The following is a 20,452-nucleotide window of genomic DNA, read 5'->3' on the forward strand; positions in this document are numbered from 1 at the left end:
GTTCCTTTATCTATCAAGCAGTTTCGGAATAGGTCATGAGCGAGAACAACAAGAAGCACATTGCGGTGCTGGGTGCCGGCCCCGCCGGTTTGATGGCCGCCTGGCGCCTGCGCCGCGCCGGTTTTGCAGTCACCCTGTTCGAGCAGGAGCCGGTCGTCGGCGGCATGTGCGCCACCCAGACCTTCAAGGGGCGCGATGGGGAGTATCGCTTTGACTACGGCGGCCACCGCTTTATAACTAAAAACCCCGAGCTGCTCGCCTTTATTGACGAGCTGATGGGGGACGATCTGCTCCACGCCGAGCGCAAGAGCGTCATCCGCTTTGGCGGGCGCACCTATGACTACCCTTTGAACCTGCCCAACCTGCTCAAGACGGCGCCACTGGCCCTGATGGCCGGAGCGGTGAAAGATTTGCTGCTGTTGCCCTTTAGCAAGAAGCCGGATGATTTCGCCAAGGCGAGCTTTGCCGAGTGGATCCAGAGTCACTTCGGTCGCACCCTCTATCGCCAGTTCTTCGAGGGTTACACCGGCAAGCTGTGGGGCATCAATCCGGACAAGCTCTCCGCTGACTGGGCCGGCCAGCGTATCAGCCTCATCGATCTCAAAGACGTGGCGCGTCGCCTGCTGCCAAGACGCAACGGCAGTATCTCGGTGCGCACCTATGCCCGCAAATACCGCTACCCGAAATATGGCTTCGGCCAGATCTTCACCACCCTGGGGGAGCGGCTGGTGGCCGAGGGAGTTGAACTCAAAACCGGCGCGACCATCACCCGCCTTGAGCAGGCCGATGGCCGCATCGAACGGGTTTATTGGAAACAAGATAACGTTGAGCTGAGCGAGCGCTTTGATCAGGTGATCTCCACCCTGCCGCTCCCGCTCACCTGCCAGCATCTGGGCTTGCCGTGCGATCTGCACTACCGGTCGCTTCGCTTCGTCAATATGCCGCTCAAACAGGAGAACCTGTCGGACAACACCTGGCAGTACCTCTCCGACCCCCATATTCTGGCGACCCGCTTGCAGGAGCCGCGCCGCCGCAGCCCCTTTATGGCGCCCCAAGGCCAGACCTCGGTAATGCTGGAGATCCCCTGCAATCCGGGGGATGCCACCTGGCAGGCTCCGCTCTCTGATCTGCGCGGTCGGGTCACCGCCGATCTCGCCAGCCTCGGCGTCGATACCGCCAAGCTTGGCGATGAGACCTTCGAAGCGCGCAGCGAATACGCCTATCCGCTGATGGATCTCGGCTATCAAGCGCGCCGCAACGAAGCCATCAAGGCGCTGATGCCCATCACCAACCTCATCATGACCGGCCGTCAGGGGACATTTCGCTATATCTTCACCGACACCGCCATGGAGATGGGGATGATGGCTGCCGACATGGTGATCGACGGGGTGGACCGACGCCACGCCATCTTTAACCATCGCAACGAAAATACCGTGATCGAAACCCAGAGCGTGGCCTGATGGCCGCGCCATTGGCATAAGTAAGGAGAACAGGATGACTATCCGCCCGGGTTTACTCGCCCTCACCCTGCTGCTGGCCCTCTGCGGGCAGGCGCAGGCTTACTCCTACGCCGCCGCCGGCAAGGAGCCACTGATCGATGCACGCGAAGCGCTGCTGGGCGCCGCCACTGACGGCAAGGATGCCAGCGCCACCTTGAGCGAAATTGCCGAGGAGCTGACCTATCTGGAACAGCACCACAAGGTGGAGCTGCAAGCGCCACTGGCCGCAGCCATCAAGGCCAAAGACGCCGCAGCAACCGCCGCCCTGCTCAATCGCGCCTACAAGGCGGAGATCGAACGCCGCCTCGAAGGGGCCAGCCAGAATCTTGGCGACTACCAGACCGCCAAGGTGCTGGTGGTCAAGAGCAAGCGCTTCCTCGACTTGATCCTCCCCTCCCTCAATGAAGGGGATCGCAAGGCGGCCGAACAGGCGCTGGCCAAGGTGCTGGATGCCATCGGCAACCCGGGGGTATTCGGGGTGGGCGCCAAGCCCGCCGACGCCGCCGCCTTTAGCGATGCAGAAAAAGCGCTGATGGCCGTGCTGGCGCCGCTTTGATGGCAACCTGCCAATCATTGCGCCACCTCGCTGTGACACACGGTGGGTTTCGCTGCGCTCTACCCACCCTACGCACGGCCTGCCGATAAATGCACCCGAACGCCGGTTCGCCCCCTTCTCCCCCTTCTCCCCTTGCGGGAGAAGGGCTGGGGATGAGGGGGAAGGTAATGGCCCGGCGTTGGCCTTCCCCCTGCTCCACCACCATTTGGCTGCTCATTCTGCTGCAACTGGCCTGGCTTGGCTGGTTGCTGGCCTTCCCGGTGGCCCTCGATTCCGACGATGCCCTCAATTTTGCCCACGGGGTGATGCGCTTTAGCGTGCTGGAGTTCTCCCCCCACTTTCCGGGCTACCCCGCCTTTATCTGGCTGGCACGGCTGATCAATCTGCTGGTGGACGACCCGGCCCGGGCGGTGCAGTGGGCAAGTCTGCTCGGGAGCAGTTTGCTGGCGCCCCTCGTCGCCTTGCTGGCGGTGAAGCTGTGGCAACGGCCAAGCCTGCTGGCACCCGTCTGGCTGCTGGTATTGGCCCTGCCGCTCACCCCGACGCTGGCGCTCTCCGGCCTTTCGGACGGGCCGGCACTCGCCACCTGGCTCGGGGCGCTCTTGGCCTTACAGCAGCGCAGAATTGCACTGGCGGGTCTGTTACTCGGCCTTATGCTGGCGCTGCGTCCCTCCTTTTTTGTGCTGGCGCTGCTGCCCCTGTGGCTGGGGATGGCGCAGAAGGAAACGCGCATCAGATTTGTGCTCCCCATCGCACTGGTTGGGCTTATCAGCCTGCTGTTTGTCTGGCAGGCCGATGGCTGGGCCTATTTCAGCGAAGGGCGGCGCTTTACCGACGGCCACTTTACCCTGTGGGGCAACACGGCGGCGGCCCATGGCGATCGACTGCTGAGCTGGGCGTGCACCTTCAACGATCAGCTCACCCCGCTTTGGCCCTTGGCTGTTGGGGCGCTGCTGGTACTGCCGCTTTGGCAAAGATCAAAAAACCACCCTGCCGCCCTCTCCCCGCTCTGGACACTCTACTGGCTCGCCCTGCTGCTCTGGACCCTGTTTGGCCAGAACCCTGACAATCCCCGCCATCTGGCCCCCATCACCCTGCTCGGTATTGTGCTGCTGGCAGCTTGGCTGCCGCGCCGTGGCGAGTGGGTTGTCGCAGTCGCCGGATTGCTGCTGCTCGGCGCGACCTTCACCCAGCCCCGTCCGCCCGCCATGGTTCAGGCAGCAAGGCTGGCAGAAACAGCATGCCCGGCGCTGGTGACCCAGTGGGGCGTGCGGCAGCTGCGGGAAACCACAGCCTTGGCCGTCACCGATGGCTGGTACAAGGGGGATGCGGCACTGGCGCTCTCTCAGGGAGCCTGCCGCCTAAGTCGCCGCCCCATCGCCGCGAGCGAAATGCCCACTGCGGTGCGCCAGCACTGGTTTGCCCCGCGCTTTGCCGCCGAGCCCGGCCTCTGGCTCGCCATTCCCTCACTGCAGACACCCCATGGGGAAAGTGACAAGAAACACAGAAAGAACACAAAAAACCACCAAGACAACTAAAAAAGAGGGGAACAACTCGGGTACACTCACTGCGCATCCATAACAGACGAGTCTCCTTATGCGTGTAACCAGAGAGTGGCTGTGGGTTTTGTCGGTGCTGAGCGTGGCCTGTTCCCTCCTGTTGCTGCCATTCTGGCTGCGCGGCGGCAGTCAGGGCCATGATCTGTTTCACCACCTGCTCTCCGGTCACTTCTTTGCCGTGCAACTGTGGCAAGGTGAGCTCTATCCGCGCTGGTTGATGGAGATGAACGGCGCCTTTGGCAGCCCGGTCTTTTTCTTCTATCCCCCCTTGCCCTACTATGTGAGCGCCCTGTTCGCCGGCCCCACCCCACTGGCCCACGAGGCGATGACGCCGCTGCTCTGGAGCAGCAGCGTGGCACTCTGGCTCTCCGGCCTGTTTGCCTATCTCTGGTTGCGCCCCTTTGCCGGCCACGGGCGGGCGCTGTCGGCCAGTCTGCTCTATATGGCGCTGCCCTATCATCTGGCCATCGATATCTACGCCCGCTTTGCCTTGGCGGAGAGCTGGGCCTTCGTCTGGGCACCGCTGGCACTGCTGGCGCAGGATCGCCTCTGCCGCGGCGCCCCCTTTGCGCTACTGCTGCTCGCACTGGCCGTCTCCATGCTGACGCTTTCCCATCTACCAAGCACCCTGCTCATTCTGGGCTTGCTCACCCTGCGCAGCCTGCTGCTGGTCTGGCGCTACAAGGGGAGCACAACGCTTGTCAGTGTCCCTGTCACCGCCTCCCCGCTCATTGACACCCTGCTGGGCCAGCTCTGGGGGTTGGCGATGGCCAGCCTGTTGCTGCTGCCCGCCCTGCTGGATCAGGGGGGGATCTCCATGGAGCAGATGCGCACTGGCATGTTCGAATTTCAGCGCAACTTTCTGGATCGTTTGCCCCAAAGCCGTGATGACTGGCGCTTTCGCGGCCATCTCGCCTGGCTGACGCTGCTCACCCTGGCTCTGCTGCTGGTAGCTTGGGCGGCTGCCCGCGAGCCACGCCATCCCGAGTTGCTGCTCTGGGGGGTCATTGGCACCCTGAGCTTTCTGATGATGCTGCCACCAAGCGAGCCCCTGTGGCGCCTGCTCACTCCGTTGCAACTGGTGCAATTTCCCTGGCGCCTCAATCTGCTGCTGGTCATCGCTACCGTCGCCGTGGTGGCGCTGGGTACCCCCACCTATCGCCCGTGGCAGTGGGTCTGGTGGCTACTGCTTGCCCTCACCCTGCTCTCGCAGGGAATCTATGTACGCGAGGCACCGCTCACCCAGGCTCCCGTAAAGAGTCAGCTTGACGGGGAGTTCGACAGCAAGCGCAGCGCTCGCGAATATCGGCCAAAGCAGGTGCCGCGCGGCATGTTTGCCCCCACCCTGCTGGCCTGGAAAGAGGAATTCCAGCCCGCCATCACCAGCGACCATCAGGGGGTGAATTGGCAGATCCAGCGCTGGCAGCCTCGTCATATCGAATTGACGGTGGATGCCCCGGCGCCCGCCAAACTGATCCTGCACCAGTTTGATTACCCGGGTTGGCAGGCAAGGCTCGACCAGCGCCTGCCGCTGAGCGTCAGCAGTACCCGCAACGGGCTGGTGCAGGTCTGGGTGCCCGCCGGACAACACAGCCTCACCTTTACCCTCACCGCCCGCTGGCCGGAGCGGCTCGGGTACGCCATCTCGTCGCTGGCCTGGCTGCTCTGGCTGGGGGGAGTGATCCGCGCAGCGCGCCCGCATGACCGCAAGCGTGATTCCCAAGGTGGCTGAGCGGCCGAGCACCTCCCCCTTTTGAGGGGGCAGGAACGTCATGCCGAGCGGGGGCAAACCTGATAGACTCGCCCTTCTCCCTTTTTCAACCAAGGTTCACCAGCGGATACCCTATGCCCCAATCGCCAACAGCTCAGGCTGCCGCCCTCTCCCCCCGTTTCCTGTTTATCCTGCTCGGTGCTCTGGCGGGTCTGACCCCGCTGGCGGTGGATATGTATCTGCCCGCTATTCCGGCCATCGCCCGGGATCTGGCCACCAGCATCGACGGCGCCCAGCTCACCATCAGCGCCTTTTTGGGCGGCTTTGCCATCGGTCAGCTCTTCTACGGCCCGCTGGCCGACAGCTATGGCCGCAAGCCGGTGATCCTGGCGGGGCTCATCATGTTTGCCATCGCCTCGGTGGGCTGCGCCATGGCGGACTCCCTGCCTGAATTGCTGGCCTATCGGATGTTGCAGGCAGCGGGCGGTGCGGCGGGCTCTGTGGTGGTCAATGCCCTGCTGCGCGATCTGTTCGAGAAGGATGCGTTTTCTCGCGCCATGTCGTTCGTCATTCTGGTGATGACCCTGGCGCCGCTGGTGGCGCCTGTAGTGGGCGGCTATATCAGTGCCCACGCCGACTGGCGGGTGATCTTCTGGCTGCTGGTGGGGATCAGCCTGCTGATCTGTCTGGTGATGCAGTGGAAAATTCAGGAGACCCTGAAACCGGAACATCGCCAACCCCTTAATCTGGGCCAGATCCTCAAGAACTACTGGGGGGTGCTCTCCCATCGCGGCGCCATGGGTTACGTGCTGTGCGGCTCCCTCTCCAGCTCCGGCATGTTCGCTTTCCTGAGCGGCTCCCCTTACGTCTATATCGAATACTTCAAGGTGCCGACCGAGCACTACGGCTGGCTGTTTGGCCTCAATATCCTGCTGATGATGGTGGTCACCTTCGTCAACAGCCGACTGGTGAAAGGGGTGGGCGCCGAGCGGATGCTGCAATACGGTCTGCTGGTGCTGCCCTGCGCGGGCGCCCTGCTGGTCTATAACGCCTGGAGCCAGACCGGCGGCCTGTGGGGCATCGTCATTCCGGTGGTGCTGTTTGTCGGCCATATCAGTCTGGTGGGCGCCAACGCCATGACCGGCCTGATGGGCCACTTCCCCCAATCTGCGGGCACCGCATCGGCACTGGCGGGCACCCTGCGCTTTGGCATCGGCGCCCTGGTCGGTATTCTGGTCAACCTCAATCCGCCCCACTCGCCACTGCCCATGGCCATCGCCATCGCCTGCTGCGGCGTAGGCTCCACCCTGAGTTACTGGCTGCTGACCGGCAAACGAGGCGATTGATCCCCCCTCCCCCCTGTCAGGAAAACGAAAGAGGCTTCCATCAACGGAAGCCTCTTTTCGTACTGGCTCGTACTCGCGCCAAGACGTTCAGAACTGGGCACTGTTGAGCCAGAGGTGCGCCCCTATGCTCACCAGATAACCGAGCAAGATGGCAGGCAGCCACTTCAGGTGGCCAAAAAAGGTATACATGCCGTGGGCCTGTCCCATCAGGGCAACACCGGCCGCAGAGCCGATGGAGAGCAGGCTGCCACCCACTCCGGCGGTCAGGGTCACCAGCAGCCACTGCCCCAGCGCCATATCCGGGTTCATCGACAGTACGGCAAACATCACGGGAATGTTATCCACGATGGCCGACAAGCCCCCGATGAAGATGTTGGCCATGGTGGGCTCCCCACCGGCATACAGCCAGTGTGACACCAGCTCCAGATACCCCATAAAGCCCAGCCCACCGACACACATCACCACCCCGTAGAAGAAGAGCAGGGTATCCCACTCCGCCTTGGCCACCTTGTTGAACACATCAAATGGCACCACAGAACCCAGACTGCGCAACCGCACCTCATCGCCATTGCGTTCATAGAGCGCACGCTTGCGGGCAAGGGATCGCGGCAGCGATTTGCGCAAATAGAAGCCGAAAAACTGCAGATAACCGAGCCCCAGCATCATGCCCAGTACGGGTGGCAGATGGAGGAAACTGTGGCATAGCACCGCCGTGATGATGGTCAGCAAGAACAGCGCGACGATACGGCGGGCCCCCCGCTTGAGATCGACCACCTCGTTATCAGCCTCCGGCACATGGCGCGGCACCATCAGGCTCATCAGGATGGCCGGGACCAGAAAATTGAGCAGAGAGGGAATAAGCAGAGTGAAGAACTGACCAAATTGCACCTTGCCCGCCTGCCACACCATCAGAGTGGTGATATCGCCAAAGGGACTGAACGCCCCTCCGGCGTTGGCGGCGATCACTATGTTGATGCAGGCAAGATTGACAAAACGCCGATCACCGTTGGCCACCTTCAACACCACAGCGCACATCAATAGCGCAGTGGTCAGGTTGTCTGCCACCGGCGAAATACAAAATGCCAACCCGCCAGTCAACCAGAACAGGGTGCGCAAGTGAAAGCCGGATCGCACCAGCCAGGCGCGCAGGGCATCGAACAGCCTGCGATCCTCCATGGCGTTGATATAGGTCATCGCCACCAGCAGGAACAGCATCAGCTCGGCATATTCCAGCAGGGTATGGCGAAATGCCTGCTCGGCGACAGGGCTCATCCCCTGCTGTGCATAGGCGATACCGATCAGGATCCAGATCACCCCGGCGGCCACCAGCACGGGTTTGGACTTGCGCAGTTGCAGATACTCTTCAGCCATCACCAGGGCGTAGGCCAACACAAACAATCCGACACAAAAAAGCCCGATTGAGGAAGATGTCAACAGAACAGGGCCACTACTGGCATGGGCAGGAGGGATAAACAGGGACAGCAGCAAAATAACAGGGGTGAGCGCAGACATGGTCTCTTCCTTTTAGAACCATCTGGCAATGATGCTAGCACCTGGATGAAAAGAAAAATTCATCCAGGTCAATTAACGCTTAATTGGTTTGCTGTCGAAACGCGGGATTATTTCTTGCCGAAACCCGACTGCTTGAGGGTATAGCCTGCGCTGTTTTGCCAGGCATCCAGACCGCTGCGGTTATTGCCCGCCACCAGACTGGCGGCCAGACTCGGGCTGTTGAACAGCTGATCGGCGGTAAAGACAAAGCCGCCCTGACTGCGGGGCACTATGACCCCCTTCTCCAGCAGCTCGTGACGCAGCTCGATCACCGCTTCACGCAGGGAGGCGGCATCCTCGCCATTGGCGGTGGAACCGGCCAGCACCATAAAGCCCGGATTTTGCCGCTTGCCCACCGGATAACCGTGGGCCTCGGCCCCTTTGCCGTTGAAGTGGTAGAGCTCGCGCTCCCCCGGCCGGTTGTCGGAGAGTGCCTTTTGCAGGGTCATCAGCTCGTTGTAGATCTCGATGGGGACGACGGCAGCCTGCTTGTTGCCCTTGCTATCGATGATAAAACTGACTTGCTTGTGTAACATCCTTGCTCATCCTGTGACCCATGGAAGCCCCTATTCTAACCACCTCGGGCAAGCGGGATCCAGCGAGGATCCACTGCTCTTTTGCCGCCTTGATCACTAACTGGCACTCTTGATCAACCGTAAGGGGTGTTGATCAATGCTGGCCGTGCTAGCGTACCAAGCATGATGAAAGCCATTGACCATCAAACGGTTATCCCATGCTGACCCTGCGCAACCTCTGCAAGAGCTTCGATAACGGCAGTGAACGACTGCCGCTGTTCCACCATCTCGATCTCGCCCTCCCCGCTGGTGAGATCACCCTGCTGCTGGGCCAAAGCGGCTGTGGCAAGTCCACCCTGCTCAATCTGATCGCCGGGCTGATTGCACCGGATGAAGGGGAGATCTGGCTGGGGGATACCCGGATCGACACCCGCTCCCCCGACGAGCGGGCGCGCCTGCGGGGCCGCCATTTCGGTATCGTCTATCAGGATTTCAACCTGCTGCCGACCCTGAACGTGGCCGAGAATCTGACCCTGCCGCTGGCCATCAACGGTATGCCACCGGATGAGACAAGGATTGACCAGTTGCTGCAGCGGCTCGATATGAGCCACAAGCGCCATGCCTGGCCGGAGCATCTCTCCGGCGGCCAGCGACAGCGGGTGGCGCTGGCCCGCGCCCTGATCCATCAACCCCAGTGGCTGCTCGCCGACGAGCCCACCGGCAGCCTCGATGAGCACAATGCCGAGCAGGTAATGGCGTTGATGGTGGCGGCGGTGCGGGATACTGGCGCAGGCTTGCTGCTGGTGAGCCACAACCCCGCCTATGCTGCGCTGGCAGACAGGGTGCTGCGCCTTGAAGGGGGTCAACTTATCGAGCTCAAGGGACCCCGTCATGACTAAGCGGCAACTGTGCCAGCAGGAGGCACGCTGATGCTGCCACTCAAAGCGCTGCTGCGCCTCTATCGCAGCCACCCCTGGTTGCTGCTGATGAGTCTGGCCGGGCTGGTATTGGGGGTGTCGCTGGTGGTGGCCATCGAGCTGCTCAATCACAGTGCCCGCACCAATTTTGTCGCTGCCCGCAGCCAGCTGGCAGGGGAAGCCAACTACCGGCTGGCCCCCGCTGGCGGGCTGGATGAGCAGCTCTACGTGCAGCTGGTGACCAGCCAGCCCGCCTTGGATGCCATGCCCCAGCTCCATGGCTGGCTCAAAGATGATCAGGGCCGCAGTTTTCAGCTGCTGGGGATGGATCTCTTCAACCCCGGCCCCCTGCGCCAGCTGTTTGGCGCCCGACCCGCAAGCGAGCCCGCCTTTTCCCTAAACCGTGCCGACAGCATCTGGCTGGCGGCCCCCGAAGCGGAGCGCCTTGGCTGGCAAGCAGGCCAGAGCCGCCACTTTGTGCTGGGCGGCAGCGATGGCGCCAGCGCCAAACCCCTGACACTGACGCTGGCGGGCACGTTTGAACCGGGCGCCGTGCCCATGGAGCGACTGCTGATAACCGACATCGGCCTCGCCCAACCGCTGCTGGGCAAAGCGGGTCGGCTCGATCGCATCGTCTTCAAGCTAAGCGAATCAGAAGCTCGCACCCTGCAGGCCACCCTGCAAACCGATTACCCGAACCAGCCCTTGTGGCTTGAGCCCATCAGCCCGGCGCTCGATGCCAGCCAGCTTGGCGATGCGCTGGCCCTTAACCTGACGGCGCTCTCATTGCTCGCCATGGCGGTGGGATTGTTTCTGGTGTTCAACGCCCAGCGATTTGTCCAGAGCGTGCGTCGCCCCCAGCTGGCCCAGTTGATCATTCTGGGAATGGGGCCGAGCCGGGTACTCCGCTGGCTCATTCTGGAGCTACTTATTCTCGCCACCCTCGGCACCCTGCTCGGGGTGCTGCTCGGCAGCCTGTTGGCGCTGGCACTGATGGGGCAACTGACCCAGGCGCTGGCCGATCTCTATGGGCCCAACCCCATCGATCTGTTGCGCCTCTCCCCCGTGAGCCTGCTCAAGGCGCTGTTGATCGGGCTGCTCGGCACGCTGGCCGCCAACCTGCCCGGCTGGTGGCAACTGCTGCGCCAATCCCCCCTCGAACTGCGTGCCGGGAGCAGCCGCACTCCCGTGCATCCGTGGCGACGGCGCGTGCTGGCCATCGCCATCCTGCTGCTGTGCGCTCTGTGCCTGTGGTTGCCGCAAACCGGTCTCACTGGCGCCCTCTTTATCGCCGGCGGCTGGCTGCTGGCCATGGCGCTCTGGCTGCCCGATGCCCTGCGCGGCCTGCTTGGCTGGCAGCGACGGCGCGCGGGCGGCCCCCTCACCGCCCGGCTCGGGGTGGCCGAGACCCTCTATCACCTCGATCGCACCGCTATCGCGGTGATGGCGTTGCAGCTGGCCATCGCGGCGGCCATCGGCATCGGGGTCATGGTGTCGAGTTTTCGCTCCAGCGTGGAGATCTGGCTCGGCCAGCGTCTGGCCGCCGATCTCTATGTCACCGCCCCCAAGGGGGTGGCGGGCAACAAGGGCACCTTGAACGAAGCCACCCTCGAGACCCTGCTCGCCAATCCGCTGGTGAGCACCGCCTCGCGCCGCTCGGTGCACCCCGCCCGCTGGCAGGGGCAGCCCATCGAGTGGGCGCAGATGGACTTTATTCCCCAGCTTAAAGCGGCCTATCCGCTGCTGGCCGGACGCTGGCCCACCCGCCCCGACGAAGTGCTGGCGAGCGAACCCCTGACGGTGCGCCTCGGGGTCAAGGTGGGCCAGATATTGGCGATCAGCGGCGAGCAGGGGCCAAGGCAGTTCACCGTCACCGGCGTCTATCAGGATTACGGCAGCGACAAGGGACAGATCCTGCACGCCTTCGAGGCCGGCGCGGTGCAATCCCTCGCCCTCTTTAGCAACGACCCCGAGCAGCTGGCCGACCACCTGCGCGAGCGCTTTGGCACGCAGCTCAATCTGCTCTCCGCCCCCGCCATCCACAGCGCGGCGCTCAAGGTGTTTGACCAGACCTTTGTGGTGACCGAGCTATTGAAACTGCTGATCTTGGGCATCGCCTTTGTCGGCATTGGCTCGGCCTTTATGGTGCTGGGGCTGGCGCGCCGTGGCGAGTTGCAGACCTTGCAGAGTCTGGGCTTGAGCCCCCGCCATTGCCGCCAGCTGCTGGTGTGGCAAGGGGCTGGATTGGGGCTGCTTACCGCCCTGCTGGCCCTGCCGGTAGGGTATGGCCTTGCCTGGGTGCTGATCGAGGTGGTCAATCCCCGCGCCTTTGGCTGGCGCCTCGCCTTTGAGGCCGCCCCCCTTCATGCGGTCACCGCCCTGTTGCTGGCACCGGTCTGTGGCGCATTGGCCTCCTGGTATGCGGCAAGGAGAGTGGTATGAAATATCGGCTACCGCACTGGCTCAGCCATGGCTTGACGACCCCATTGACCACTTCCCTCTCTCCGCCCCTTCTTCAGCGCAGAGAAGAGCAGAGTGCGGCATTGAACCATCCCCTCTCCCTTCGGGAGAGGGCCAGGGTGAGGGGGATCTTGTCCTCCTTACGGCCCCTGTGGCTCGCCACCCTCTTGCTCCCGCTGATTGCCATGATTGGCAGCGCGCAGGCCAGCGATCTGGGCACCCTGCTCGGCGGCGGCAGCGACAGCTTTAAAAAGGTGCAGCCGGGGCAAACCATCCAGTTGCCGGAGGATCACGCCGCCCACCCCGATTACCGCTCCGAGTGGTGGTATCTCACCGGCAACCTCAAGGATGAACAGGGGCGCGAATATGGCATGCAGTGGACCCTGTTTCGCCAAGGGATCGAGCAAGAACTCCGCACCAGCAACCCCTGGCTCACTCCCCAGCTCTGGCTGGCCCAATTTGCCATCACGGATCTCGACCGTGGCAGCCACCAGCAAGATGAACGGGCCAGTCGGCAGGGGCCGGGGCTGGCGGGGGCCAGCGGCGGCCAATATTGGCTCAGGGAGTGGCGGCTTGCTTCGCAAGGGGCGGCGCTGTTCCCCGCCATCCTCAAGGTGCAGAGCAAAATTGGCGAGCTGAACCTCACCGTCACTGCCGCCAAGCCGCTGGTGCTGCAAGGCAAGGCCGGTTACAGCGAGAAGAGCCCGGGCAACGCCTCCTTTTACTACTCCTACCCGCGCCTGCATTTGAGCGGCACCCTGACTCGCGATGGCGAAACCCGCACCGTCAGCGGACAAGGGTGGTTTGATCACGAGTGGAGCAGCTCGGTATTGGCCGAGTGGCAATCGGGTTGGGACTGGTTTTCCCTGCAACTGGCCGATGGCCGCGAGCTGATGCTGTTTCGCCTACGCACCAAACCGGGACGCACTGAGCCAGAAAACCGTTACGGTATTTTGATTGAGCGGGATGGCAGCAGCCGGGTGCTCGCCCCCGACGCGATTCGCCTCACCCCGGGCAACACCTGGCGCGGCCCCAAGGGGCAAGCGTACCCCGTCGAGTGGCAGCTAAACGCCGCCGGAATGAGCCTCACCATCCAAGCCCGTCAGCCCAATCAGGCCATGACAGGTCGCTTTGACTACTGGGAGGGAGCGGTCTCTGTCTCGGGGGATGCCAAGGGGGTCGGCTATCTGGAGATGACCGGCTACTGAACACCCTCGACAAACGTGGCCGGTCTGCTCGATGACCTAAAAACAAATCGCCCTGATAACAGGGCACAACCGTGATATTGCCCAGCCATTTCTGTCACTTGGCGCCAGTCGTCGAGGATGCCTTGTCTGTCTATTTATTGAACCCCCTTACCCACTCAACCCGCAGCCAACTTGGCTCAAGTCTGATCCTCGTCAAAAATCCTTCCAAAATTCAAATGTTAACTAACTTTTCACTCACTACAGCAAATCAGTGTTTGATACCATGCTCATCTGGACCTCAAAGCCTCAAAAATAGATGAATAAGTCTGTGACTTATTCCTAGCAATCCAGTTAAAACAATACGTAGGATACGACAACCCTATACTTTTTTATTTCAACATGTTTCGGGATGATGAAGTGATTAATAGCATCAAAATTGAACGATTTAAAAATATTGATGAGCTTGAAATACCTTTAGGGAGGGTGCGAATAAGCACCCTCCACAACGAAACTGAAAAATTTAGTTTATTAAATTCAAATGCTTACAAGGGCGCATTTTTATGTTTGGTGACTTATTCGCACCTTCCTTAGCATTACCGCCAAATAGAGGCTATATAAAAGCGTTAATTAAATAACATTCCTAAATTTTTGCATGTAATTATTTCCTCCCCCCTCCCAACGATTGAATAAATGCCAGCGTACGGCGATTAAATTGCTCCGGCTGCTCCACATTGCAGACATGGCCGCACTGTTCGATCACGGCCAGCGAGGAGCTGGCATCGCGGGCCACCTGTTCCCGCACCGGTGCCAGAAACATATGATCCTCCTCCCCCATCACATAAAGGGTGGGAATGGGCAGGGAGCGTTCGCGGAAATAGCGCATCAGCGGGTTAACCTCGGTGGCGAGGCGGAACCAGCGTTTGAACTCTTTCTGGCAGAGCTTGCGGGCTTCGCGCACAAAGAGGTTGCGCGACTCCTGATGGTGCTGGCGCGGCATGATGATGAAGGCAAACAGCCGGTAGAGCCACATATAGGGCAGGAAGTGCTGGCCGAGTCGGCCCAGCTGCACCAGTACCCGCGAGCGGATATCGAGCCGCAAAATGGCGCCTCCCAGCACCATGCTTTTCACCCGCTCCGGGCAGAGCTCGGCCAGATGGCGAATAAGAATGGTGCCAAGGGAGATGCCGACAAAGTGGGCGCGGCGGATATCGAGATGATCGAGCAGCCGAACGATATCTTCGGTCACTTCCCGAAAGCTGTAGTGGCCCTTGACCACCTGTTGCAACTGGTGGGACTGGCCGTGGCCGCGCAAGTCCAGCAGCAGCACGTTGAAGTGTTCGCGATAGGCGCGCAGCTGCTTGAACCAGATGGAGGAGCTGCCACCGGCGCCGTGGACAAACACCACCCAATCCCGCTCGGGACCCAGTTCGAAAGTCTTGTGATACAACATCCAATAGGCTCCCTTGGTGATGGGGGGTATACTCGGCTGCGCGCATATTAACAGAACAGGCCCGCCGATAGATATGCGCCTGACATGACCCGGATCACCCCTTGCGCGAGAACTTTCCATGGATTTGACCCGTTTGCGCCACTTTCTGCTGACCCTGCCGGGCGCCACCGAAGATACCCCGTTTGGCCCGGAGATCCTGGTCTACCGCATCGCGGGCAAGATGTTCGCGCTGGTGGATTGGCAGGCCGAGCCGCTTACCATCAACCTCAAATGCGAGCCCGAGCTGGCGTTGCTGCTGCGCGAGATCCACCCCGAGGTCAAACTGGGCTGGCATATGAACAAGCAACACTGGAACACAGTGACCCTGAACAGCACCTTGCCAGATGATCTCTGGCAGGGCTGGGTGCACCACTCCTATGAGCGGGTTGTCGCGGGTCTGCCCAAAGCCAAACGGCCACAGGCGCCGTGCCCCCTCTCCCCCACTGACGGCCCAACCTTATGACGCCAGCACTTAGTCCAGCACTTTGCATTGTCCCCCTTGGCGAGGCACATATCCCCGCTCTCGTGACCCTGTTTGAGCAGGCGGTGCGACGCAGCGGCCCCGAGCACTACAGCGCCGAGCAGGTGGAGCAGTGGGCCCTCGGTTCACAACATCCGGGCTTTGTCAGCCAGCTGCGTGAACACCACGGCTGGGTGGCGGAGCAGGCAAATGTGCCCCTCGGTTTTGTCACTCTGAGCCCCGATGGCCACCTCAGCCTGCTCTATGTCAGCGCCGACCATCAGCGCCAGGGACTGGGCAATCTGCTGCTCACCACGGCGCTCGCGGGGGCCCGAGGGCTCGGTATGACCCTCATCACCACTGAGGCCAGCGCCTTCAGTTATGAGCTATTTTTACGACATGGCTTTACGTTGACCGGGCTGGAGTGCGTGGAGCGGGGCGGAGTCAGTTTTACGCGCCATCGCCTGCACTGCGGCTTGCCAAGCTAGGGCAAGCCACTAAAATACGCTTAATTTTCGTATTGTTACTGTATTGAGGCAGCAACCATGGTGGTAGAAAGTGAAGGCTATATCTCGCTGATCGAGTATCTGGTGGAGAGTTTGGGATTGTTTGAATCCCAACAGCAGAACGATGGTGAAGAGACCATCGAAGATCTGGTCAGTGGCCGTGTTGCCAGCAACCTGATGGCCATTTGCGAGCAAAACCCCCAGCTCGATCCCAAGGTGCGTTTCGCCATCATGCAGGAGGCCGACGCCGTGGTCGCCGATCTGGAAGAGGTGCTCTCTGCCGTCTGGCTGCGCGCCCCGACCCCGGAACAGAAAACCTTCCTCATCGAGTTTATCGATCTCATCAAGAACCTGTTCGACAGCGCCATCGGCTGATCTGCCGTCCGGTTCTCCCGCCCAACGCAAGATTTCAAAACACGCATAAAAGGAAAAGGGCCGCCTTGGTGGGCAGCCCTGCTTGCTATCATTTTCAACCCGCCAGTGCGTTCATTCATCAGGCGGTTATCAAGGCAAGAAATGTGTCTGGACTTTGCATCCGATCCCTGGACGCTACCTAGTTAGTCCCGACTGGTCGCAATAAGTTCCCTCCTCCGACCATTTATTTTCACTTTTATTAAGAAATCGACTACAAACCTGTTCAGCGGTTCAGGCTGGGCGGCAAACAGACTCCAATGCCACCCAATCCGCAGTAACCATCCGGATTTTTCTCCAGATATTGCTGATGGTAATCCTCGGCGTAGTAGAAGGGCGCCAGCGGCAAAATGCGGGTGGTAATGGCACGACTGTCACCGCTTGCCGCCATCGCCTGCTGGTAGGCCGCCATGCTCTGCTGGGCAATGACCTGCTGGCTCTCGTCGCCATAGAAGATCACCGAGCGATACTGGGTGCCAATGTCCCCGCCCTGACGCATCCCCTGCGCCGGATCGTGCTGCTCCCAGAACAGTCTGAGCAGGTCGCCGTAGCTGATCACCGCCGGATCAAACACCACCTGCACCGTTTCGGCATGGCCGGTCAGGCCACTGCACACCTCTTTGTAGGTGGGATTCTGGGTCACGCCGCCCTGATAACCTGCCGCGGTGGAGTAAACGCCCGGCTGCTGCCAGAACAGGCGCTCCACGCCCCAGAAACAGCCCATACCAAACCAGGCCACCGCCATCCCTTCCGGCCAAGGCCCCTGGGTCGGGTTGCCATTCACCGCATGCTGCTGACCAATCACCATCGCTTCGCGTCGTCCCGGCAGGGCATCTGCCGGTGAAATAATCTGTTCCATGAATTCTGTCCTTGTATAAAACCCTGTGAAATCACACAGCTGACGAAAAGGAGCATCGAAGATAGCAGTTTATCGCGCCGGATCAACCGGCGGGCCCCTCCCCGCTCGCCCCGGCGGCCGTCTGCACCGTCTGTCACCCTTTCACAATCCGCACGGCCAAGCCGCCCCTCGTAGACCAGAAACGGCCAAAATCAATATTTAGTCTTGATTTGTGAATTAATTTTCATATATTGAGCCAATCGCTGTTTTTTTATGGAAGAAATATCAAGTGCGTGAACGCGAACCCAGTCTGGTCAATGCCTTCCGGCAATCCACCCCCTATGTCAATGTGCATCGGGGTGCCACCTTTGTGCTGATGATGGGGGGAGAAGCCATCTGCCACCCCAACTTCGCCAATATCGTCAGCGATATCGCCCTGCTGCAGACACTGGGCATACGCCTGGTGCTGGTGTTTGGTTCACGTCCGCAAAACGATGAAGCGCTGGCCCGCGCCGGTATCGAGGCCCAGTATCACAAGCGGATCCGGGTCACCGATGACGAGAGTTTTACCATCATCAAGCAAGTGTGTGGCGGCCTGCAATACGACATCACCGCCCAGCTCTCCATGGGGCTCGCCAACACCCCAATGCAGGGGGCGCGGATCAGCGTGGTGAGCGGCAACTTCGTCACCGCCCAGCCGCTGGGGGTGGATGATGGCATCGACTTTTGCCATAGCGGCCGGGTGCGCCGCATCGACGTGGAGGGGATCACCCGCCAGCTCGATCAGAAGAGTCTGGTGCTCATCTCCCCCATCGGCTGTTCGGTCACCGGCGAGAGCTTTAACCTGAGCTCCGAAGAGGTGGCTCGCCGGGTGGCGGTCGATCTCAAGGCGGACAAGCTCATCTGCTTTAGCAGCACCCAGGGGGTAATGGACAGACGCGGCGAAGCCATCTCCGAGCTCTTCCCCGAGCAGGCCGAAGAGCTGCTGGTGGAGCTGGAGCAGGCGGGAGAAGAGATGTCCGGCACCGCCCGCTATCTGCGTGCGGCCATTGCCTCCTGCCGTGGCGGGGTGCCCCGCTCCCATCTGGTGAGCTATCAGGATGATGGCGCCATGCTGCAGGAGCTGTTCAGTCGCGACGGCCTCGGCACCCAGATCGTGCGGGAAAGTGCCGAGCAGGCCCGCGCCGCTACCATCGAGGATATCGGCGGCATTCTGGATCTCATTCGCCCGCTGGAGGAGGAAGGCATTCTGGTGCGCCGCTCCCGCGAGCAGCTGGAGATGGAGATCGACAAGTTCACCATCATCGAGCGCGATGGTCTCATCATCGGTTGCGCGGCCCTCTACTGCTTTATGGAAGAGGCGATGGCGGAGATGGCCTGCGTCGCCATCCACCCCGACTATCGCAACTCCAACCGGGGGGATCAGCTGGTGGCCAAGGTGGCCGAGCGGGCCAAACGGCTCGGGATCCGTCGCCTGTTCGTGCTCACCACCCGCTCCATCCACTGGTTCCGGGAGCGTGGCTTCGATCCGCTGGAAGTGGAAGATCTGCCGGTGGCGCGCCAGCGTCTCTACAACTGGCAGCGTCGTTCCAAGGTTTTGTCAAAGACCATTGCCTAAGCCATTGATTCTGCGTTGAGTTAGCCGACAATTTGAACTTTTTCACAAACTCGATTGACAGTGCAATCCAACGCAGGGTATTTCTAAATGCACTCCACCGCCCTGGTGGAGCCAGAAGAGGAGCGCTGCCCAGGCAGCCCAAGGGAGGACGCCAGCGTCCGGTGAACTTGGGTCAGGGGGAGCAGCGCCGAGACGAGTGAGGAGACTGGTGACCTCAACGTCGGCTGCGGGGGCTGAATCCCCCGGGTTGTCATCGGTAGTGATCATCCCCCACCGCGCCCTGTCAGGGGCGGTACGGGATGGGCTCTGCAGGTGGAGTGCTTCTGGCCGGGATAGCTTCGTTCATTCCTGCCATTTTCAGCCTCCTCCTCTCTTTTTTGCCCGATGGAACCGGAATCTTAAAATAAGACAGGAGTAAGCAATGAGCCCGATCAATGTCGCCAAGTTTGGCGGAACCAGTGTCGCCAACTTCCCGGCCATGAATCACTGCGCCGACATCGTGCTGGACAATCCCGCCACCCGGGTGGTGGTACTGAGTGCCAGCGCCGGTGTCACCAACCTGCTGGTCGCCCTGGCACAAGGGGAGCTGGACGAGGCGGGCCGCGACGAGCAGCTGGCCAAACTGGCCGGGATCCAGCAGGCCATTCTGGCCGATCTCGGCAACCCCGTTGATGTGAGCGCCCTCATTCATGGCCAGCTGGACGAAATTCGCCTCATGGCCCAGCAAGCCCACCAACATACCGATGCGGAGCTGGCCGATCGCCTCATCGCCTGCGGCGAGCTGATGTCTACCCGCCTCTTTACCGAGCTGCTGCGCCAGCGCGGCGTCAAGGCCCACTGGCAGGATGTGCGCCAGCTGATGCGCACCGACAGCCGCTTTGGCAAGGCCACCGTCGATCTGGCCACCACCCGAACCCTCTGCCAGCAGACGCTGGGCCCGCAGCTTGGCGACAGCCTCATCATCACCCAGGGCTTTATCGGTGCCGATGGCGATGGGCGCACCACCACGCTGGGGCGCGGCGGCTCTGACTACAGCGCGGCCCTGCTCGCCGAAGCACTCGATGCCGCCAGTATCGAGATCTGGACCGATGTGCCCGGCATCTACACCACGGATCCGCGCCTCGTCACCCGCGCCCGCCCGATCCCGGAAATCAGCTTTGTCGAAGCGGCCGAGATGGCCACCTTCGGCGCCAAGGTGCTGCACCCCGCCACCCTGCAACCGGCGGTGCGCCAGAATATTCCGGTGTTTGTCGGCTCCGCCAAGGACCCCGCCGCCGGTGGTACCTGGATCCGCGCCAGCACAGATTCAAGCCCGCTGTTTCGCGCCGTCGCCCTGCGCCGCCAGCAGGTGCTGGTGACCCTGCACAGCCTCAACATGTTCCACGCCTACGGCTTTCTGGCCGAAGTGTTCGGCATTCTGGCCCGTCACCGCATCTCGGTCGATCTCATCACTACCTCGGAAGTGAGCGTGTCACTGACGCTGGATCACACCGGCAGCCAGAGCAACGGCGAACCGATCCTGAGCGACAAGGTACTGGCCGAGCTGGGCCAGCTTTGCAAGGTGGAGGTGGAAACCGGTCTGGCACTGGTGGCGCTCATCGGCAACCGGATGAGCGAAGTGAACGGGGTGGGCAGTCAGGTCTTTGACGCCCTGCGCGAGCACAACATCCGGATGATCTGCTACGGCGCCAGCGCCCACAACCTCTGCTTCCTGGTCAAGGAAAGCGAGGCGGGCAATATCGTCAACCGCCTCCATCAGGAGCTGCTGGACTGACCCTCACCGCGAGGTAAACCAGACCATGCAACAGGGCGCCAGCAAGGCGCCCTGT

General features: G+C 61.4%; 17 protein-coding genes and 1 riboswitch. Of the genes, 13 read left to right on the forward strand and 4 right to left on the reverse strand.

The features are described 5' to 3' along the window. Positions 1-35 precede the first annotated feature (35 nt). The 5 genes from AB5Y90_RS03665 (at position 36) to AB5Y90_RS03685 (ending at position 6,671) form a co-directional block, all read left to right on the forward strand. Positions 36-1,460, forward strand: a complete 1,425-nt coding sequence (locus AB5Y90_RS03665; protein WP_368166585.1) for an NAD(P)/FAD-dependent oxidoreductase — start codon at positions 36-38, stop codon at positions 1,458-1,460. Positions 1,461-1,494: 34 nt separating this feature from the next. Beyond that, complete coding sequence (locus AB5Y90_RS03670) at positions 1,495-2,055, forward strand: hypothetical protein (RefSeq protein ID WP_109113231.1); 561 nt, start codon at positions 1,495-1,497, stop codon at positions 2,053-2,055. Between the two features lie 167 nt (positions 2,056-2,222). Further along, positions 2,223-3,593: a hypothetical protein gene (locus AB5Y90_RS03675; RefSeq protein WP_368166586.1), complete on the forward strand. Its 1,371-nt coding sequence runs from the start codon at positions 2,223-2,225 to the stop codon at positions 3,591-3,593. A gap of 58 nt (positions 3,594-3,651) precedes the next feature. Continuing rightward, on the forward strand, positions 3,652-5,346 hold the full coding sequence (locus tag AB5Y90_RS03680) for a hypothetical protein (RefSeq protein ID WP_216977852.1): 1,695 nt from the start codon (positions 3,652-3,654) through the stop codon (positions 5,344-5,346). 113 nt (positions 5,347-5,459) lie between these two features. Next, positions 5,460-6,671, forward strand: coding sequence for a Bcr/CflA family multidrug efflux MFS transporter (locus AB5Y90_RS03685; protein WP_005352704.1), 1,212 nt, complete (start codon positions 5,460-5,462; stop codon positions 6,669-6,671). An 87-nt stretch (positions 6,672-6,758) separates the two neighbouring features. Here AB5Y90_RS03685 and nhaD read toward each other — a convergent pair whose 3' ends face one another. Continuing rightward, a complete protein-coding gene (nhaD, locus tag AB5Y90_RS03690) occupies positions 6,759-8,183 on the reverse strand; it encodes a sodium:proton antiporter NhaD (RefSeq protein WP_368166587.1) in 1,425 nt (474 codons plus the stop codon). 107 nt (positions 8,184-8,290) lie between these two features. After that, positions 8,291-8,758: a DUF4357 domain-containing protein gene (locus AB5Y90_RS03695; RefSeq protein ID WP_005333716.1), complete on the reverse strand. Its 468-nt coding sequence runs from the start codon at positions 8,756-8,758 to the stop codon at positions 8,291-8,293. 197 nt (positions 8,759-8,955) lie between these two features. Between AB5Y90_RS03695 and AB5Y90_RS03700 the strand changes: the two genes are divergently transcribed. The 3 genes from AB5Y90_RS03700 to AB5Y90_RS03710 all read left to right on the forward strand — a co-directional run bounded on the left by AB5Y90_RS03700 (position 8,956) and on the right by AB5Y90_RS03710 (position 13,322). Then, a complete protein-coding gene (locus tag AB5Y90_RS03700; RefSeq protein WP_100645631.1) occupies positions 8,956-9,636 on the forward strand; it encodes an ABC transporter ATP-binding protein in 681 nt (226 codons plus the stop codon). Positions 9,637-9,666: 30 nt separating this feature from the next. After that, complete coding sequence (locus AB5Y90_RS03705) at positions 9,667-12,096, forward strand: FtsX-like permease family protein (RefSeq protein WP_368166588.1); 2,430 nt, start codon at positions 9,667-9,669, stop codon at positions 12,094-12,096. 185 nt (positions 12,097-12,281) lie between these two features. Further along, the gene (locus AB5Y90_RS03710; RefSeq protein ID WP_368166598.1) at positions 12,282-13,322 is read left to right on the forward strand and encodes a lipocalin-like domain-containing protein; all 1,041 of its coding nucleotides are present in this window, start codon (positions 12,282-12,284) and stop codon (positions 13,320-13,322) included. A 637-nt stretch (positions 13,323-13,959) separates the two neighbouring features. Here the strand turns inward: AB5Y90_RS03710 and AB5Y90_RS03715 are convergent. Beyond that, positions 13,960-14,751 carry an alpha/beta fold hydrolase gene (locus AB5Y90_RS03715; protein ID WP_005333728.1) on the reverse strand — a complete coding sequence of 264 codons (792 nt, stop codon included), beginning with the start codon at positions 14,749-14,751 and terminating at the stop codon, positions 13,960-13,962. Positions 14,752-14,869: 118 nt separating this feature from the next. Between AB5Y90_RS03715 and AB5Y90_RS03720 the strand changes: the two genes are divergently transcribed. The 3 genes from AB5Y90_RS03720 to AB5Y90_RS03730 are packed head-to-tail and all read left to right on the forward strand — an operon-like array spanning position 14,870 to position 16,131. After that, positions 14,870-15,253, forward strand: coding sequence for an MmcQ/YjbR family DNA-binding protein (locus AB5Y90_RS03720; protein ID WP_368166589.1), 384 nt, complete (start codon positions 14,870-14,872; stop codon positions 15,251-15,253). Continuing rightward, positions 15,250-15,738, forward strand: a complete 489-nt coding sequence (locus tag AB5Y90_RS03725; protein WP_368166590.1) for a GNAT family N-acetyltransferase — start codon at positions 15,250-15,252, stop codon at positions 15,736-15,738. Before AB5Y90_RS03720 ends, AB5Y90_RS03725 begins: the two co-directional genes overlap by 4 nt. A gap of 57 nt (positions 15,739-15,795) precedes the next feature. Beyond that, positions 15,796-16,131: a DUF3802 family protein gene (locus AB5Y90_RS03730; protein ID WP_005333735.1), complete on the forward strand. Its 336-nt coding sequence runs from the start codon at positions 15,796-15,798 to the stop codon at positions 16,129-16,131. Between the two features lie 262 nt (positions 16,132-16,393). Here the strand turns inward: AB5Y90_RS03730 and msrA are convergent, their stop codons facing one another. After that, a complete protein-coding gene (msrA, locus tag AB5Y90_RS03735; RefSeq protein WP_368166591.1) occupies positions 16,394-17,026 on the reverse strand; it encodes a peptide-methionine (S)-S-oxide reductase MsrA in 633 nt (210 codons plus the stop codon). A 268-nt stretch (positions 17,027-17,294) separates the two neighbouring features. Here msrA and argA point away from each other — a divergent pair, with 268 nt between their 5' ends. Continuing rightward, entirely contained in the window at positions 17,295-18,623 is a 1,329-nt protein-coding gene (gene argA / locus AB5Y90_RS03740; protein WP_005345063.1) for an amino-acid N-acetyltransferase, read from the forward strand. Positions 18,624-18,730: 107 nt separating this feature from the next. Continuing rightward, positions 18,731-18,954, forward strand: a riboswitch (Lysine riboswitch). Positions 18,955-19,044: 90 nt separating this feature from the next. After that, on the forward strand, positions 19,045-20,397 hold the full coding sequence (lysC, locus tag AB5Y90_RS03745; protein ID WP_123173266.1) for a lysine-sensitive aspartokinase 3: 1,353 nt from the start codon (positions 19,045-19,047) through the stop codon (positions 20,395-20,397). The last annotated feature ends 55 nt before the right edge of the window (positions 20,398-20,452 follow it).

The sequence above is a fragment of the Aeromonas sp. R4-1 genome, from assembly GCF_040908325.1.
Lineage (GTDB): Bacteria > Pseudomonadota > Gammaproteobacteria > Enterobacterales > Aeromonadaceae > Aeromonas > Aeromonas veronii.